The sequence below is a fragment of the Iamia sp. genome, from assembly GCF_035575815.1.
In the GTDB taxonomy this organism is placed as follows: domain Bacteria; phylum Actinomycetota; class Acidimicrobiia; order Acidimicrobiales; family Iamiaceae; genus Iamia.
In genome coordinates this window covers 24,933-40,043 of sequence record NZ_DATLXO010000013.1, presented here as the reverse complement: position 1 = coordinate 40,043, position 15,111 = coordinate 24,933, and the positions used below count along the sequence as shown (strand labels likewise).

Annotated in this window: 17 protein-coding genes; 10 read left to right on the top strand and 7 right to left on the bottom strand. The window is 73.1% G+C overall.

Features of this window, described 5'->3' with window-relative positions:
* Window positions 1-54: 54 nt before the first annotated feature.
* Window positions 55-489, bottom strand: a complete 435-nt coding sequence (locus tag VNL12_RS01210) for a YidH family protein (protein WP_325590824.1) — start codon at window positions 487-489, stop codon at window positions 55-57.
* A 156-nt stretch (window positions 490-645) separates the two neighbouring features.
* Window positions 646-1,689, bottom strand: a complete 1,044-nt coding sequence (locus VNL12_RS01205; protein ID WP_349257774.1) for a PHP domain-containing protein — start codon at window positions 1,687-1,689, stop codon at window positions 646-648.
* A gap of 336 nt (window positions 1,690-2,025) precedes the next feature.
* Here VNL12_RS01205 and ychF point away from each other — a divergent pair, with 336 nt between their 5' ends.
* The 9 genes from ychF (at window position 2,026) to rsmA (ending at window position 10,575) form a co-directional block, all read left to right on the top strand.
* Window positions 2,026-3,102 (top strand): redox-regulated ATPase YchF, encoded by a 1,077-nt coding sequence (gene ychF / locus VNL12_RS01200; protein WP_325590820.1) that lies wholly within the window; start codon window positions 2,026-2,028, stop codon window positions 3,100-3,102.
* A 142-nt stretch (window positions 3,103-3,244) separates the two neighbouring features.
* Entirely contained in the window at window positions 3,245-3,604 is a 360-nt protein-coding gene (locus VNL12_RS01195; RefSeq protein ID WP_325590818.1) for a DUF192 domain-containing protein, read from the top strand.
* Window positions 3,605-3,742: 138 nt separating this feature from the next.
* A complete protein-coding gene (locus VNL12_RS01190; RefSeq protein WP_325590816.1) occupies window positions 3,743-4,516 on the top strand; it encodes a GNAT family N-acetyltransferase in 774 nt (257 codons plus the stop codon).
* 200 nt (window positions 4,517-4,716) lie between these two features.
* Entirely contained in the window at window positions 4,717-5,673 is a 957-nt protein-coding gene (gene rsmI / locus VNL12_RS01185) for a 16S rRNA (cytidine(1402)-2'-O)-methyltransferase (protein ID WP_325590815.1), read from the top strand.
* On the top strand, window positions 5,670-6,386 hold the full coding sequence (locus tag VNL12_RS01180) for a GNAT family N-acetyltransferase (protein ID WP_325590813.1): 717 nt from the start codon (window positions 5,670-5,672) through the stop codon (window positions 6,384-6,386). Before rsmI ends, VNL12_RS01180 begins: the two co-directional genes overlap by 4 nt.
* A 92-nt stretch (window positions 6,387-6,478) precedes the next feature.
* The gene (locus tag VNL12_RS01175; RefSeq protein WP_325590811.1) at window positions 6,479-6,937 is read left to right on the top strand and encodes a hypothetical protein; all 459 of its coding nucleotides are present in this window, start codon (window positions 6,479-6,481) and stop codon (window positions 6,935-6,937) included.
* A gap of 71 nt (window positions 6,938-7,008) precedes the next feature.
* Window positions 7,009-8,568 carry a methionine--tRNA ligase gene (metG, locus tag VNL12_RS01170; protein WP_325590809.1) on the top strand — a complete coding sequence of 520 codons (1,560 nt, stop codon included), beginning with the start codon at window positions 7,009-7,011 and terminating at the stop codon, window positions 8,566-8,568.
* A gap of 74 nt (window positions 8,569-8,642) precedes the next feature.
* On the top strand, window positions 8,643-9,455 hold the full coding sequence (locus VNL12_RS01165) for a TatD family hydrolase (protein WP_325590807.1): 813 nt from the start codon (window positions 8,643-8,645) through the stop codon (window positions 9,453-9,455).
* A 238-nt stretch (window positions 9,456-9,693) separates the two neighbouring features.
* The gene (gene rsmA / locus VNL12_RS01160; protein ID WP_325590806.1) at window positions 9,694-10,575 is read left to right on the top strand and encodes a 16S rRNA (adenine(1518)-N(6)/adenine(1519)-N(6))-dimethyltransferase RsmA; all 882 of its coding nucleotides are present in this window, start codon (window positions 9,694-9,696) and stop codon (window positions 10,573-10,575) included.
* On the opposite strand, the gene VNL12_RS01155 is transcribed toward rsmA, so the two are convergent.
* Both VNL12_RS01155 and VNL12_RS01150 read right to left on the bottom strand, forming a co-directional pair.
* Entirely contained in the window at window positions 10,459-10,818 is a 360-nt protein-coding gene (locus VNL12_RS01155) for a RidA family protein (RefSeq protein WP_325590805.1), read from the bottom strand. The genes rsmA and VNL12_RS01155 overlap by 117 nt on opposite strands.
* 160 nt (window positions 10,819-10,978) lie before the next feature.
* Window positions 10,979-11,665, bottom strand: a complete 687-nt coding sequence (locus tag VNL12_RS01150) for a GNAT family protein (protein ID WP_325590803.1) — start codon at window positions 11,663-11,665, stop codon at window positions 10,979-10,981.
* Between the two features lie 91 nt (window positions 11,666-11,756).
* On the opposite strand from VNL12_RS01150, the gene VNL12_RS01145 reads away from it, so the two are divergent.
* A complete protein-coding gene (locus VNL12_RS01145; RefSeq protein WP_325590801.1) occupies window positions 11,757-12,962 on the top strand; it encodes a winged helix-turn-helix domain-containing protein in 1,206 nt (401 codons plus the stop codon).
* Window positions 12,963-13,187: 225 nt separating this feature from the next.
* On the opposite strand, the gene VNL12_RS01140 is transcribed toward VNL12_RS01145, so the two are convergent.
* The 3 genes from VNL12_RS01140 to VNL12_RS01130 form a co-directional block, all read right to left on the bottom strand.
* Window positions 13,188-13,445 carry a hypothetical protein gene (locus tag VNL12_RS01140; RefSeq protein ID WP_325590800.1) on the bottom strand — a complete coding sequence of 86 codons (258 nt, stop codon included), beginning with the start codon at window positions 13,443-13,445 and terminating at the stop codon, window positions 13,188-13,190.
* Window positions 13,446-13,615: 170 nt separating this feature from the next.
* Entirely contained in the window at window positions 13,616-14,146 is a 531-nt protein-coding gene (locus VNL12_RS01135; protein ID WP_325590799.1) for an AMP-binding enzyme, read from the bottom strand.
* A 135-nt stretch (window positions 14,147-14,281) separates the two neighbouring features.
* Window positions 14,282-15,085: an enoyl-CoA hydratase/isomerase family protein gene (locus VNL12_RS01130; RefSeq protein ID WP_325590797.1), complete on the bottom strand. Its 804-nt coding sequence runs from the start codon at window positions 15,083-15,085 to the stop codon at window positions 14,282-14,284.
* Between the last annotated feature and the right edge of the window lie 26 nt (window positions 15,086-15,111).

Genomic DNA, 15,111 nt, shown 5'->3' with positions numbered 1-15,111 from the left:
CCTGCCCCGGCCTTCCCGACGGGCTCGCCGGCTTCGAGCTCTGAGCGCCGCGACTCATGAAACCATCCCCGAGGCGAGGAGCAGCGCGGCGGCGGCGACGACACCGATGCTCACGGCGAGCAGCCACGGCAGCATCGAGGGCGGCAAGTGCTCCCCGGCGACGATGGCGACCTCCCGGTGGCGCCAGTCCCGGTGCGCGACCAACCCGATCACGGCCCCCAGCGCGATCAGGGGAAGGCCGAGGAGGAACCGGGCCCCGGGTCCATCGGAACCGAGCAACGGAACCACGGCAACTCCACCAGCGATCAGGGCGAGCGCTGTCCGGGTCCAGGCGAGCAACGTTCGTTCGTTGGCCAGCGACACGCGAGGATCGGGCCTCTCGTCGCTGGCTTCGGCTCGGTGCTGATCGGGACGAGCCATCATCACACCCCCCATGTCGTTCACGACGAGCCCGGACCCGATGCACCCCATGGCCAAGGCGATCCTCACCGTGGCAGGGTCAGCGACCGGCGTTGGGCTTGCGGCCGTGGTTGGCCTTCTTGCGCCGAGCGTTGGTCTTGCGCTTATCGGTCTTCTTCGACATAGGGAGGCAACGCTATCGGCCGGGAGCGAGCCCACCCAAGCCTGGTCGGCGCCCCCGCAGTCTCACTCGTGGGCCCACGCCACCAGGTCGTCGGCCGACCAGGTGTTGACGACGCGGTCCGGCCCGAGGCCGTGGCGGACCGCCTTGTCGCAGCCGTAGGGCTGCCACTCGAGCTGAGCGGGGGCGTGTGCGTCGGTGTCGATGCTGACCCGGCAGCCCATCTCCACCGCCAGGGCCAGCAGCTCGTCGGGCGGGTCGCGCCGTTCGGGCCGGCAGTTAATCTCGACCGCGGTGCCGGTGGCCACGCACGCCGAGAACACCACCTCGGCGTCGAAGTCCGACTCGGGCCGGACGTATGCGGCATCGGGGATCTGCTCGGGTCCCGGGTCGGGGAGGCCTTTGAGCTTGCGTCCCGTGCAGTGGCCCAGGATCGACACCCGCGGGTCGAGCACCGCGGTCACCATGCGCTCGGTCATCTCCACCCGGCTCATCGAGAGCTTCGAGTGGACGCTGGCCACCACCACGTCGAGGCGCTCGAGCATGTCGTCGTCGCCGTCGAGGGTGCCGTCCAGGAGGATGTCGACCTCGACACCGGTGAGGATGCGGAACGGCGCCATGCGCTCGTTGAGCGCCTTGATCTCGTCGACCTGGGTGGACAACCGCTCGCGGTTGAGGCCGTGGGCCACGGTCAGGCGAGGGGAGTGGTCGGTCATGACGAGGTAGTCGTGGCCCAGGGCCATGGCGGCTCGGGCCATGTCTTCGATCGACGCCCCGCCGTCGCTCCAGGTGGAGTGGCTGTGGCAGTCGCCGCGCAGGGCGGCCCGCAGCTCCGCGCCCTCGCCCTCGGGCACGACGCTGGTGCGCTCCAGCTCCGCCAGGCGCTCGGGCACCCCACCGTCCAGGGCCTGCACGGCGACGGCCGCCGTGCTGTCGCCCACGCCGGGCAGCGAGCTGAGCCGCCCCCGGGCGTGCAGGTCGCGCACCTGCTGCGGCCCGGCGTCACGCAGGGCGTCGGCTGCGGTGCGGAAGGCGCCGGCCTTGCGGCTCGAACCCAGGCTCCGCTCGATCAGGTGGGCGACCCGGTCCAGCGCGTCGGCCGGGTCCATCGGGGCCTCGAGCGGGGTAACGGCGAGCACCCCCCGAACCTACCGCCGCCCGCCACCCACCCACCCCGTCCGCCGCCGCCCACCACACCCCGTCCGGCCCTCCCCGTCCGACACCCCACCGTCGCTGCGTCAACGCCGCCCGCCCCAACTGACCACGGCCGTAGTGGTAGCGATCCCGGGGGTCGGGGCCCCCAGATCCGTGACCAGTACGAGAGCACGGCCGTAGTGGTAGGGATCCCGGGGGTCGGGGGCCCCAGATCCGCTACCAGTTCGGGGTGGTGTTGGGAACGGGCGGAGGGCGACGGGGTGGCGGGGTGGGCGCCGTAGCCTCTCGGGATGGAGCGATTCGGGTTCGTCGGTCTTCCCAACGCCGGGAAGTCGTCGTTGTACAACGCCCTCGCCGGGGGCGGGGCCCTCGCCGCGCCCTACGCCTTCGCCACCACGGATCCCAACGTGGGCGTGGCCAAGGTGCCCGACGCCCGCCTCGACCGCCTGGCGGTCATGTCGGCGAGCAAGAAGGTCGTCCCCGCCGCGGTGCAGTTCGTCGACATCGGCGGCCTGGTCGAGGGAGCGAGCACCGGCGAGGGCCTGGGTAACCGCTTCCTCGCCCACATCCGGGAGGTCGACGCCGTGGTGTTCCTGCTACGGGCCTTCGTGGATGTCGACGTGCCCGGGCCCGACGACCCCCTCGAGTGCCTCCGGGTGCTCGAGATCGAGCTGGCCCTGGCCGACCTCGAGACGCTCGAGTCGCAGATCACCAAGAAGCGCAAGGCGGCCCGGGTCGACAAGTCCCTCCAGGAGGAGGTGGCGGCGCTCGACGAGGCCTACTCGGTGCTGGCCGAGGGCACCCCGATCTACCGCAGCGACCTGCCGGTGAGCACGCGCGAGGCGCTGCGAGGCTGGTTCCTGCTCACCAACAAGCCGGTGGTGGCCCTGGTCAACGTGGGCGAGGACGACCTCGACCGCATCGACGAGGTCGTGGCCCCCGTCGAAGCCGAGCTCCGCGGACGGGCCGAGGTCATCGGCATGAGCGTCCAGCTCGAGGCCGAGGCGGCCCAGTTCACCGGCGAGGAGCGCATCGAGATGCTCGAGGCCCTGGGCCTCGGCCACGGCGCCCTCGAGCGCTTCATCCACTCCGCCTACGACATCCTCGGCCTGCGGACGTTCCTCACCACCGGTGAGAAGGAGAGCCGGGCCTGGACCTTCCGCACCGGCTCCAAGGCCCCGCAGGCCGCCGGGCGCATCCACACCGACTTCGAGCGCGGCTTCATCAAGGCCGAGGTCATCCGCTGGGACGAGCTGCTCGACATCGGGTCGTGGGCCAAGGCCAAGGAGGTCGGCAAGATCCGCATCGAGGGCAAGGAGTACGTCGTGGCCGACGGCGACGTGCTCGAGTTCCGCTTCAACGTGTGACCCGCACGCCCCGGCCGCCGTTGGGCCGTGCCGTCGAAACCTTAGATGTTTGATCATCTCAGCCTCAGCAGCGTTCAGCCGTCCAAAGTTCGCCGAGGGTTCCCGGGGGCGTCGGGAGGCCGGGAGCGGGCAGGATCGGCGAATGCTCGTGGTCGACGGACGTGACGTCGCACCGGTCGAGGTGGCCACCACCCGTCGGGCGCGGAGCCGAGGGCTGCTGGGGCGCGACGGCCTCGACGGGGCCCTGTGGCTGCCGGGGGTCCGTTCGGTGCACACCGTCGCCATGCGCTTCGCCATCGACGTGGCGTGGGTCGACCGCTCTGGGGTTGTCCTGCGGACGGCCACCGTGGCACCGACCAGGGCCACGCGGTGGGTGGCTCGGGCGGCGGGGGTGCTCGAGGCCGAGGACGGCGCCTTCGGGCGGTGGCGACTGGCGCCCGGTGCGGTGGTGGACATCCTTGCGGACGGCGATGCTCACGCGACCGGCGAGCTCGGGCGATGACCTTCAGCCGACCGCGATGCTCATGCGACCGGCTCGGCGACCGCTCGCAGGCCGATCCTCAGGACTGGCGTTCGCAGCGCAGGAGTGAATACCGCGAACCGGGTCGCACGCTGCTTCGGCCCATGTGAGAGTCGCCGGATGGAGTCGGACATCGGTCGGTTGCCATCCCACGTCAGGGAAGGGCTCGTCGCCTTCATCGGCGAGTCACCGGAGACGGTGCTCGCCATCCACGCGCTCCAGTCCAGACTTGGTCGGGCCTGGGCTTCGGGGCCCTCCCCACAGGCGGTGATCGTGGAGTCTGCGCTCGTGCCGGGAGAGCCGCAAGGGTTCGGCGACCCGGCGTCACTGCTCGATCTCCTCGTACGCGCCGAGGGCTGGAGCTGCATCGAGCTGACCCCGGAGGTTGCCGACGACATGGCTGACGACTTCGAACGCCGGTGGGGCATCGCCAGGTTTCAAGGGCCAGCGAGACGCGTCATCGACGTCATCGGGGTCTCCGACCAGAGCCCACGCGTCAAGGCACATCCCCTCGTGCGTCAGCTGCGCACATCGGACCTCTCAAGGCTCTCGGTGGCGTCCGACGACACCCTCCCTGATCGCCGTGTCGTCGAACGGGCCGCGGCGCTGGGTCGTGTCTTCGTCGCCGTCGATGGCGATTCGATCGTCGGCCACGGGAGCTCCTTCGCCGCCAGCACCACGTACGCAGACATCGGTGTCTTCGTCGCGGAGAGCCATCGCGGGCAAGGGATCGCCACCTGCGCCGCGGCCCTGGCTTGCGAAGCCGTCCGGGCCGCCGGACTCGTGCCCGTCTGCGGCGCCGGGTCTGACAATCACGCGTCCCTTCGCGTGGCGGCCAAGTTGGGCTTCTCTGAGGTCACCCGGCTGGTGTTCCTGGTTCCAGGCGGAAGGTGACCTCTGCCCATCTCGGCCTTCCGATCGAGCACCGGCCGCCACCCACACCGATCAGGGCCGACGGTGCTTCCGGCGGCTCACGGCGCGACGGCAGCCAGTTGGTGTGACTGCACCGATCAGGGCCGACGACCGTCTGGGGTCTCACCCTTGCAGGGGCGCGACGAACCCGGTGCGCCCGGACCAGCGGCCACACTGGGCTGGTGTCGTCCCCTGCGCCCGGAAGCCTCGTCGTGGTGGCCACGCCGATCGGCAACCTGGGCGACCTCGCCCCCCGGGCCGTCGCGGAGATGGGACGGGCAGACCTGATCTGCTGCGAGGACACCCGGCGCACCGGGCGGCTCCTCGCCCACGCCGGGGTGGCGGGCGCCCGTCTGCGGCGGGTGGACGCCCACACCGAGGACGGGGCCGCGGCCGATGTCGTGACCCGGATCGCCGAAGGCCAGCGCGTCGCCCTGGTCACCGACGCCGGCACGCCGGGCGTGTCGGACCCTGGCTCGGCGCTGGTGCGGGCTGTCATCGGGGCCGGCCTGCCCGTCACCACCGTGCCCGGGCCCGTCGCCGCCGTCGCCGCCCTGGTGCTCAGCGGGTTCGACACCGCCCGCTTCGTCGTCGACGGCTTCCTGCCCCGCCGGGGTGTCGACCGCTCCGCCCGGCTGGCCGAGCTGGCCGCCGAGCGGCGCACGACCGTGCTCTACGAGGCACCCTCGCGCGCCGCCCGCACCCTGGCCGACCTCCGTGACGCCTGCGGTGCGGGTCGGGCCGTGGCGGTGGCCCGCGAGCTCACCAAGCTCCACGAGGAGGTGTGGCGCGGTCCGCTGGCCGAGGTCGCCGCCCGCGCCGTCACCGAAGACCTGCGGGGCGAGGTCGTGGTGGTGCTCGCCGGTGCCGTCGCTGCGGGCGCGGCGGGCGGCGACGGCGACGTGCGCGCCGCCCTGCGCGCCGCACGCGCCCGAGGCCTGGCGCCCGGACGGGCCGCGGCCGAGGTCGCCGCCGCCCTCGGCCGCCCTCGCCGGGAGGTCTACGCCCTCGCCCTGTCCGACGACGCGGACCGCCCACCTGGCTCGCCACGCTCGGATGGCGACGACGCCTCGGACGACGGCGCCGCGATGGGTGACGACCCGGCCGATGACACCTCCGGCGGCGGTGGCTCCTGGTGATCGGCGACCCGTGCCACGAGGTGCTCGACATCGCCCTGCGCACCCCCGACGACGCGGGGCCCAACGACGTGGCTCCCGCCGATCGGGCCGCGCTCGAGCTGGCCCGCCGTCGCTTCGGGGTCGGCCTGCCCCCGCCCTACGCCCGGCCTCCGACTGACCCGGCCGAGCTGCCGATCCGTCCTGCGGGGTCCGGCGACGGTCCCGCCATCGCCGTCATCCAGCGCCGGGCCTGGCGGGCCCGGTACCGCGGCCTGCTCTCCGACGCCTTCCTCGACGCCCTCGACCTCTCCTACCTCGGCCCCTACTGGTCGGGGCGGGCCGCGGTGAGCCCGTCGCGTCGCCACCGGCTGCTCGTCGCCGGCTCCCCCGGGCAGGTCTTCGCGGCGGTCGACACCGGGCCGAGCCGGGACGACGACGACGAGGTCGCCCCCGACGGCACGCCGATCACCGGGGAGCTCCGCAGCTTCTACGTCGACCCCACCGTGATCGAGCTGGGTCTGGGCTCGGTGCTCCACGGCCAGGCCCTCGACGCCCTGGTGGCGTCAGGTTTCACCGGCGCGACGCTGTGGGTGGTGGAGGGAAACGCTCCCGCCCGGTCCTTCTACGAGGCCAAGGGCTGGCGGGCCGACGGGGCCACGACGATCACGCCGGTCGAGAGCGAGGAGCTCCACGAGGTCCGCTACCGCTACGCCGCACCCCTCGGCCCGTCCTGAGCGACGCCCGGAGCAACGCCGGGGCCGGGATACCACCGGCACGCCCTGAGCGACGCCGGGGCAGCCGGCGGCGAGGGGCGTAGCCTGTGGCGGTGGACCGGTGGGACGACGAGGATGCAGAAGCCGACGGCCCGGCTCGCGGCGCCCCCCGATCGAACGACGATCTCGACCTCTCTTGGGATGGCGTCGATCGTGACTGGGACCCCGACGGGCACCGGGACGCCGATCCCCTTGCCGAGCCCGACTTCGACGACCTCTACGGGCCCGACGAGCTGGCCGCCATCGAGGCCGGCCCCCGCCTGCACGTCGAGGAACCGGTCTCCAAGGTCTCGCAGTGGCGCCGTCGCTCGGCCCTCGGCGCGGTCATCACCGGGATGGCCCTCGGCCTGCAGGAGGTCTTCGACCCCGAGGAGGAGCGCTCCATCGTGATCGAGGTCGACGACGACGGCCTGCCCGCCGAGCTCCCCGTGCAGATGATCCTCGACCCCGACTCGCCCGCCGGGAGCCTCTGCATCGTGCACCGCGCGGATGTGCCACCGCCCGTCATCTGACCCACTCCGCGCCCGATCAGGAGCCGGGAACGGCGAGGGGCCGGCAAGAGGTGCATCGCTAGGGTGGCCGCGTGCCCGGCCGCTTCTACGTGACCACCCCGATCTACTACGTGAACGACGCGCCCCACCTGGGTCACGCATACTCCACGATCACCGCTGACGCCCTCGCCCGGTGGCACCGGCTCGTGGGCGACGAGGTGCGGTTCCTCACCGGCACCGACGAGCACGGGCTGAAGATCCAGCGGGTGGCCGACGAGCGGGGCATCACCCCGATCGAGCAGGCCGACTGGGCCTCGGCCCGCTTCGGCGAGGCGTGGGCGCTGCTCGATGTGGAGCCCGACGACTTCCTCCGCACGTCCGAACCCCGGCACCACGCCGCCACCCAGGCCTTGCTGCAGAAGGTCTACGACGCCGGCCACATCTACTCCGCCACCTACAGCGGGTGGTACTGCGTGAGCTGCGAGGCGTACTACACGCCCGATGACCTCCTCGCCGACCCCGCCGGCGGCGAGGTCGGCCTGTGCCCGATCCACGAGCGGCCCGTCGAGCAGCTCACCGAGGAGAACTGGTTCTTCCGCCTCTCGGCGTTCACCGAGCGCCTCGAGGCGTGGCTCACCTCCGACCCGTCACCGGTGCGCCCCGCCGGCAAGCGCAACGAGGCCCTGGGCGTGGTCCGCGGCGGGCTCCAGGACATCTCGATCACCCGCCGCTCGCTGACTTGGGGCGTGCCCGTGCCGTGGGACGCGGCACAGGTCTTCTACGTCTGGTTCGACGCCCTCATCAACTACGCCACCTCGATCGGCTACGGCACCGACCCCGAGCAGTTCGACAGGTGGTGGCCCCACGTCCACCACATCATCGGCAAGGACATCATCCGGTTCCACTGCGTGTACTGGCCGGCGATGCTCATGGCGGCGGGGGAGGACCCGCCCCACCAGCTCGACGTCCACGGCTTCCTGCTGGTGGGCGGAGCCAAGATGTCGAAGACGGCGGCCAACAAGGTTGCGCCCGTGCAGCTCGTCGGCGGCGACCCCGAGCACGACTTCCCCGCCCTCGGCGTCGACGGCCTGCGCCACCACTTCCTCCACGACCAGCGCTTCGGACCCGACGGTGACCTGTCGGTCGAGGGCATGGTGGTGCGCTACAACACGGACCTGGCCAACAACCTGGGCAACCTGCTGGCCCGGGTGTCGACCGTGGTGGCCAAGCAGTGCAACGGCACCGGCCCCGCCCCTCGGCCCGACAGCCCCCTGGCCGCGATCGCCGCCGAGGTCGTGGTGGCCACGTCCGCGGCGTGGAGCGCGGTCGCGCCGTCCGAGGCGCTCGATGCCACCTGGCGTCTGCTGCGCGAGACCAACTCGTTGCTCGAGGAGGCCGAGCCCTGGAAGGTCGATCCCGGCCCCGACGTCGACGGGGTCCTGGGCGACGCCCTCGAGGTGCTGCGGATCGTGGCGATCCTCGCCTCGCCCGCCCTGACCCGCGCGCCGACGGAGATCTGGCGCCGGATCGGCCTGACGGGTGATCCGGCCGCCTGCCGGGTCCCCGACGACGTGGCCTGGGGCGGCTACCCCGGGGGCCTGCCCGTCGAGAAGGGCACCCCGCTCTTCCCCCGCCTCAAGGTCCCGGACTGACCGTGGCCGAGCGCGTCGCGACGATGACGGGGGACGATCTTCGGGGACTTGCCACCAGGCCGGGTGGCTGACCGGTGGCCGAGCGCGTCGTGACCCTGCGGTGGACCGACGACCACTGCCACCTCCACCACGGTGGGCCGAGCCACGTCGGCCACGGCGGCGCCCCGGCCGGTGAGGTCGCGGTGGTCGTCGACGACGCAGCGTCGATCGGCGTGCAGCGCATGATCACCGTCGGCTGCGACGTGGCCGATTCGCTCGCGGCGATCGCCGTGGCCGCCGCGCACCCGGGGCGGGTCTGGGCCACCGCCGGCGTGCACCCCCACGAGGCCCAGCACGGCGTCGACGGGCTCGAACCGCTGCTCGCCCGGCCTGAGGTGGTGGCGGTGGGGGAGTGTGGCCTCGACTTCCACTACGACCACTCGCCCCGCCAGCAACAGCGCGAGGTCTTCGCCGCCCAGATCGCGCTCGCTCAGGCCCACGACCTGCCGCTGGTGATCCACACCCGGGAGGCCTGGGACGAGACCTTCGACCTGCTGACCGCGGAAGGGGTCCCCCGGCGCACCGTGTTCCACTGCTTCACCGGCGACGCCGACGATGCCCGCCGCTGCCTGGACGTCGGCGGCGTCCTGTCGATCTCGGGCATCGTCACGTTCAAGTCCGCCGACGACGTGCGCACCGCGGTGGCCCTCGCCCCGCTCGATCGGCTCATGGTCGAGACCGACAGCCCGTTCCTCACTCCGGTCCCGCACCGCGGCCGCCCCAACCTCCCCGGCTACCTGCCGCTGGTGGGTGCCGGCATCGCCGCGGTCAAGGGCCTCGGCCTCGACGAGGTGGCCGCGGCCACGTGGGAGACCGCCTCGAGCTTCTACGCCCTCGACGCGGGATGACCCTGACGCGGTCCCTCGGGGCCGGGGCCACCCTTCGCCCTTCTTGGTACGGATCTGGCCCGTTTCGGCCGGTTCTCGTACCAAGAACGGTGAGGGCTCCGTCGATGGGGGCCGTTCCGCGGTTCTTGGTACCGATGTGGCCCGCTTCGGGCCGATCTCGTACCAAGAACGGTGGGCGCCCGCGAGTGTGGCTGCGGACCCTGTCCGGCTGCGGTCCTTCGAGGAGGGGAGGGGCCCGATGACGCTCACCCGGACCCAGGCCGCGGCGCTGCTCTTGGACCACGGCCTGGCGCCCCGCCGAGCTCTGGGCCAGAACTTCGTCGTCGACCCCAACACGGTGTGGCGCATCGCCCGGCTGGCCGACGTGGGTGCCGGCGACCGGGTGGTCGAGATCGGCGCCGGCCTGGGCTCGCTCACGTTGGCCCTGGCCGCCACCGGCGCCGCGGTCACCGCGGTGGAGGTCGACCGCCACCTCGTGCCCATGCTCCGCGATGTCGTGGCCGACACCGACGTGCGCGTGATCGAGGGCGACGCCCTGACCCTCGACTGGGACGAGGTCCTCGCCGGCCCGACCGCGGCGGCCACCGGCGCGTCGGCGGCGCCAGAGCCAGGGGTGGTGCCGGATCGCACCGACGACCGCTGGGTGCTGGTCGCCAACCTGCCCTACAACGTGGCCACCCCGCTGGTGCTCGACCTGCTCGACGGGGTGCCCGCCATCGCCCGCATGCTCGTGATGGTGCAGCGCGAAGCCGGCGAGCGCCTCGCCGCCGATGTCGGCGACCCGGCCTACGGCATCCCGTCGGTGAAGGTCCGCTACTGGGCGACCGCTCGCCTCGTCGGCAAGGTGTCGCCCGAGGTCTTCCTGCCCCGGCCCCGGGTGGAGTCGGCCCTCGTCGCCATCACTCGCCGCGACGAGCCTGCCACCGACGCGGATCCCGACCGCCTCTTCGCCCTCGTGCGCGCCGGGTTCGGCCAGCGCCGCAAGATGCTGCGCCGCTCGCTCTCAGGTCTCGTGCCGCCCGAGGCCTTCACCGCCGCCGAAGTCCGGCCCGAGGCCCGCGCCGAGGAGCTCGGCGTCGAGGACTGGGGCCGCCTGGCCGCGGCGTCGCCCGACGCGTGAGCGGCCGGCGCTACGGCAGCACGACCGTCGCCTCGACCTCGATCTTGTAGATGGATCGGCGAGGGCGGCCACCACGACGAGGGTGACCGCGGTGAGCGGTGCCTCCGGACCGAGGACGGCGGCCGACGCCTCGAACAGGGCGCCGAGCGCCTCGGGGCCGTAGTCGAGGATGTAGAAGGTCATCTTGGCCACGTCGTCCTGGGTGGCGCCGGCGGCCTCGTAGGCCACCAGAAGGTTGCGCACGGCCTGCTCGGCCGGGGACCGGTGGTCGTCGCCGACGACGGCGCCGTCGCGCCCGACCGACCTGTCCGGCCACGTGGACGATGCGCGTGCCCTCGGCCACGGTGACCTGGCTGTAGCCGATCGCCGGCGGCAGTCCCTCCGGATCGAGACATCGTCGAGGCTACGGCAGGTCGTCTCCCGGCGCGAGCAACAAGGTCTCACCGGCGACGGGCCGCAGGCCGGCGGCCAGCAGGGCCCGGACGGAGGCCACGTTGCCGGGCGCGGTCTGGGCCCACAGCACCTCGCCGGCCGGGACGAGGTGGCGCCCGGCCCGCGCCAGGGCGACCCCCAGGCCCCGGCCTCGCGCCGCGGGCTCCACCTCGTAGGCCAGCTCCCACCGGTCCGCCACGCCCCGGGCCACCGACACCATGCCGCCGGCGCGGTCACCGTCGTCGGGTGTGGTCCAGGCCCGGACGTCGGCCCGCCGCAGGCGGCTCTCCCGCACCCGAGGGTGCTCGGCTTCGAGCGGGACCAGCGGAACCGGGGCCGGGCCGGCGACGGACGGCGCGGCGAACAGGATGTCGGCGGTGCCCAGACCGCGCCCGGCGCGCTCGGACAGCCACAGCACCGATCGCGGGTGGCACCACGCGAGGTAGTCGCCGTCGGGGAACCGGGCGCGCAGCTCGGCCTCGCCCACGTCGGTCGTGATCACCAGGCGACCGTTGAGGGTCAGCACCACGTCGTCGCCGCCCGCGCCCAGGGAAGGCAGCACGTCGACCGTGCCGTCGGAGGCCGGCGGCCGCCCCGCCGCGACGTCGCGCAAGAGCCGCGCCAACGGGTGGTCGTGCTCCTTCTCCCCGACCTTCACCACCGGATCATGACCCGTGCCGCCGGCCGGTGGGCGGCCGATGTCGCTTCCGGTCGCCGGCGGCGCGCTGGCGTTCGCTACCGTGCCGACGATGCGGCCGGCGGAGACCCTCAGCCTGGCCCAGGCGCGGCGCATGGCCCTGGGCGCCCAGGGCTTCGGAGACGAGCGGCTGGGGGCCCACGGTCGCCGGGTCGACCGGCGTCACGTGCACCGGGTGCTCGACCGGGTCGACCTGGTGCAGATCGACTCGGTCAACGTGGTGGTGCGCTCCCAGGAGATGCCGCTCTTCGCCCGACTCGGCCCGCACCCCCGCGACCTGTGGCCCCGGCTGGCGGCGGGCGCCGAGGTCTTCGAGTACTGGTGCCACGAGGCATCGCTGCTGCCGGTCGGCCACTGGCCGCTCATCCAGTGGCGCATGGAGCAGGCCCACGACGACATGTGGGGCGGCATGCGCTCGATCGCCCGAACCCGACCGGGCTACGTGGAGGCGGTCTACGACGAGGTGCGCGACCGGGGTCCGTTGACCGCCGGGCAGCTCTCCGAGCCCGGCCTCAGGCGCGAGGGGATGTGGGGCCGCACTGACGGCAAGAACGCGCTCGAGTACCTCTTCTGGATCGGGCGGCTGACCGCCCGGCGCAACCCGACGACCTTTGCCCGGCGCTACGACACCGTCGAGCGGGCCATCCCCGCCGCCGTACGAGCCATGGCGGTGCCGTCACGGGGTGACGCCCAACGCGCCCTGCTGGAGCGGGCGGCGCGGGCCCACGGCATCGCCACCGACCGCTGCCTGGCTGACTACCACCGCCTGAACCTCCCGGCCTCCCGTCCCCTCATCGCCGAGCTGGTCGAGGAGGGTCGCCTCGTGCCGGTTGTGGTCACGGGCTGGGACCGTCCGACCTACCGCCACGTCGACGCAGTGCTGCCCCGATGGGTCCGGGCGCGGGCGCTTCTCTCACCGTTCGATTCGGTGGTGTGGGAGCGGCGCCGCACCGAGGAACTCTTCGGCTTCCGCTACCGCATCGAGATCTACGTCCGGCGTGAGGAGCGCGTGCACGGCTACTACGTCATGCCGTTCCTCCTCGGCGATCGCCTCGTGGCGCGCGTCGACCTGAAGGCCGATCGCACCGACGCTGCGCTGCGGGTCAAGGCGGCGTTCGGGGAGCCGGGCACCGATGAAGGCGAGGTGGCCGCCGCCCTGGCCGCTGAGCTCCACCTCATGGCCGGGTGGCTCGGCCTCGATCGCCTCACCGTCGACCCTCTTGGCGACCTGGCCCCGGCCCTCGGCGCAGTGGTCTGACGAGAGCGGCAGCCCGAGCGCGTCGGGTGGTCTCGACCGGTGGTGTGGGGCCGACCCGTGCGGCCGCGGCCGCACGGTCGTGCCTGCTTCAGCAGTGCTCGGCCATCCAGCGCACGAGGCGGGCGATCGGACCCTCGGCCGGGCGGGGGGGGGGGAGTGTGCCTGGCGGCCCGGTGTGTCATGTCGACCGCAGTCGGCCCCAGGGCCGCGTGCGCCCCCGTCGCCTCAGCAGTGCTCGGCCAGCCAGCGGAGGATGCGGTTCGTCAGGCGCTGGTTGCGCCGCGCCGTCTCCTCGCTCGGCGCCGGGTCGTCGGGAGAGGCCTGGAGGGCAAGGTCCCGGGCGGTGCGGAGGTCGCGGCGGAGCTGACCGGCGGCCTGGTCTGCCGCCTGGTCGAAGATGCCGGCGAGTCGCACGAAGTCGTCGGGGTCCTCCGGGTCGATGTCTTCGAGGACCGGGGCTCCTGCCTCGAACGCACGGCACACGCCCTCGGCGTCCGGCCCCGCAGGAGGTCGCGGCAACGAGCAGAGGTCCCCGTCGCCTGACGTCGCGTCCGTCAGGCCCGATCCCTCGCCCGTCCGTTCGGCATGCTCGGACGCCTCGCGCACGGCGCGTCGACACGTGGCCCCGCGGTGATCCCCGCCGTCGCCGCATCCTACGGCCGCGGTGCCGGCGACCAGGCTGAGGGCGAGTGAGCAGGCGACGCGGCGCAGCAGCATGCGTCAGTGGTGTCCAGCGACCTGGCCGGACAAACATGAAAAGCATTGGAACGGCTCGAAAGAGGATCAGGTGTCGAAGAGGCCGACCCCCGTGGATCGAGCGTCGAGGATGGCCCGCAGGGCGGTCGGTCGAGCTTCTGCATGGCGGTGAGGGGCAGCTCGCTGACGACGGCGACGGCCTCGGGCAGCTTGTGGCGGGCCAGGTCCGCCGCCGCGAAGGCACGCAGCTCGGCCCGTGACGGCGGGTCGCCCGGGTTCGCCGCCACCACCATCGCCACGCCGACCTCGCCCATCACCGGATCGGGGCGGGGGACGACGGCCACCTGGGCCACCCTCGGGTGACGGCCGAGCACGGCCTCGACCTCCTGGGGGTGCACGTTGTAGCCACCGCGGATGAACATCTCCGAGCGGCGGCCGGTGAGCACCAGGCACCCGGCGGAGGCGGCGCCGACCGTCTCAGCCAGCATCGAAGGCCCCTGTCCTGTCGCGGCGGGGCGTCACCGCCGGCGCCTGGGCGCGACAGAAGGGTTCCGCTCCATCGGGATGTCGGTTCTGTCGCGACGTGGCGTCACCGCTGGCGCCTGAGCGCGACAGAAGGGGCCTCACCGCTCGCGAGGGATGATGCGCTCGCCCTCGAACACCTTCTGGCCCTCGGCCAGAGCCTCCTCGCTCATGCCCAGGGCCAGGAAGGTGCCGCCCAGGTCGAGGGCCTGCTGGCGGCTGAGCTCGCGCCCCGCCCACAGGCTGCGCAGCGTGGCCTGGATGGCCGCCGGCGGCGCCGAGGCGATGGCCGCCGCGGCCCAGCCCGCAGCATCCTCGAGGGCGGCGGCGTCGGCGACGACCTCCGACACCAGCCCGATCTCACGGGCCCGCGCTGCGGTCATGCGCTCGTGGTTGCCCAGCAGCGTCATCCGGAGGATCTCACCGAGGGGCATGTCCCGGTGCAGCATCAGCAGCGGCTCGTACACCGCCGGCATGCCGTAGGTGACGTGGGGGTCGAAGAACCGCGACGCCTCGGTGGCGATGATGAAGTCGACCTCGCCCAGCAGGTAGAACGCGCCGCCGCAGGCGATGCCGTCGACCGCGGCGATGACCGGCTTCCACAGCTCGTTGCTCTTGGGCCCGAGGAGCTTGCCCGGATCGTCGTAGGTGTAGGGCGAGAACGTGTACTCCGCACCACCCTCGGAGGGGACGAAGTCCCGGTCGATGCCGGTGCAGAACGCCTTGGCGCCCTCGGCGCCGAGCACGACGGCGCGCACCGAGTCGTCGGTGCGCAGGTGCCGCCAGAGCGCCGAGAGCTCGTCGCACATCACCTGGTCGAAGGCGTTGTAGCGATCGGGTCGGGCGAGGGTGACCCACCCGACACCGCCGTCCTGGCGCCAGGTGATGGTGCTGAGATCGTCCACGGCGCCGACGTTAGGGGGCGACGGGG

Bases quoted from the DNA above. Each gene is read 5' to 3' on its own strand.
- VNL12_RS01205 (WP_349257774.1), bottom strand. From the start codon at position 1,689: ATGGACCCGGCCGACGCGCTGGACCGGGTCGCCCACCTGATCGAGCGG.
- VNL12_RS01195 (WP_325590818.1), top strand. From the start codon at position 3,245: ATGCTCGTGGTCGACGGACGTGACGTCGCACCGGTCGAGGTGGCCACC.
- VNL12_RS01135 (WP_325590799.1), bottom strand. From the start codon at position 14,146: ATGCTGGCTGAGACGGTCGGCGCCGCCTCCGCCGGGTGCCTGGTGCTC.
- ychF (WP_325590820.1), top strand. From the start codon at position 2,026: ATGGAGCGATTCGGGTTCGTCGGTCTTCCCAACGCCGGGAAGTCGTCG.
- VNL12_RS01190 (WP_325590816.1), top strand. From the start codon at position 3,743: ATGGAGTCGGACATCGGTCGGTTGCCATCCCACGTCAGGGAAGGGCTC.
- rsmA (WP_325590806.1), top strand. From the start codon at position 9,694: ATGACGCTCACCCGGACCCAGGCCGCGGCGCTGCTCTTGGACCACGGC.
- VNL12_RS01145 (WP_325590801.1), top strand. From the start codon at position 11,757: ATGCGGCCGGCGGAGACCCTCAGCCTGGCCCAGGCGCGGCGCATGGCC.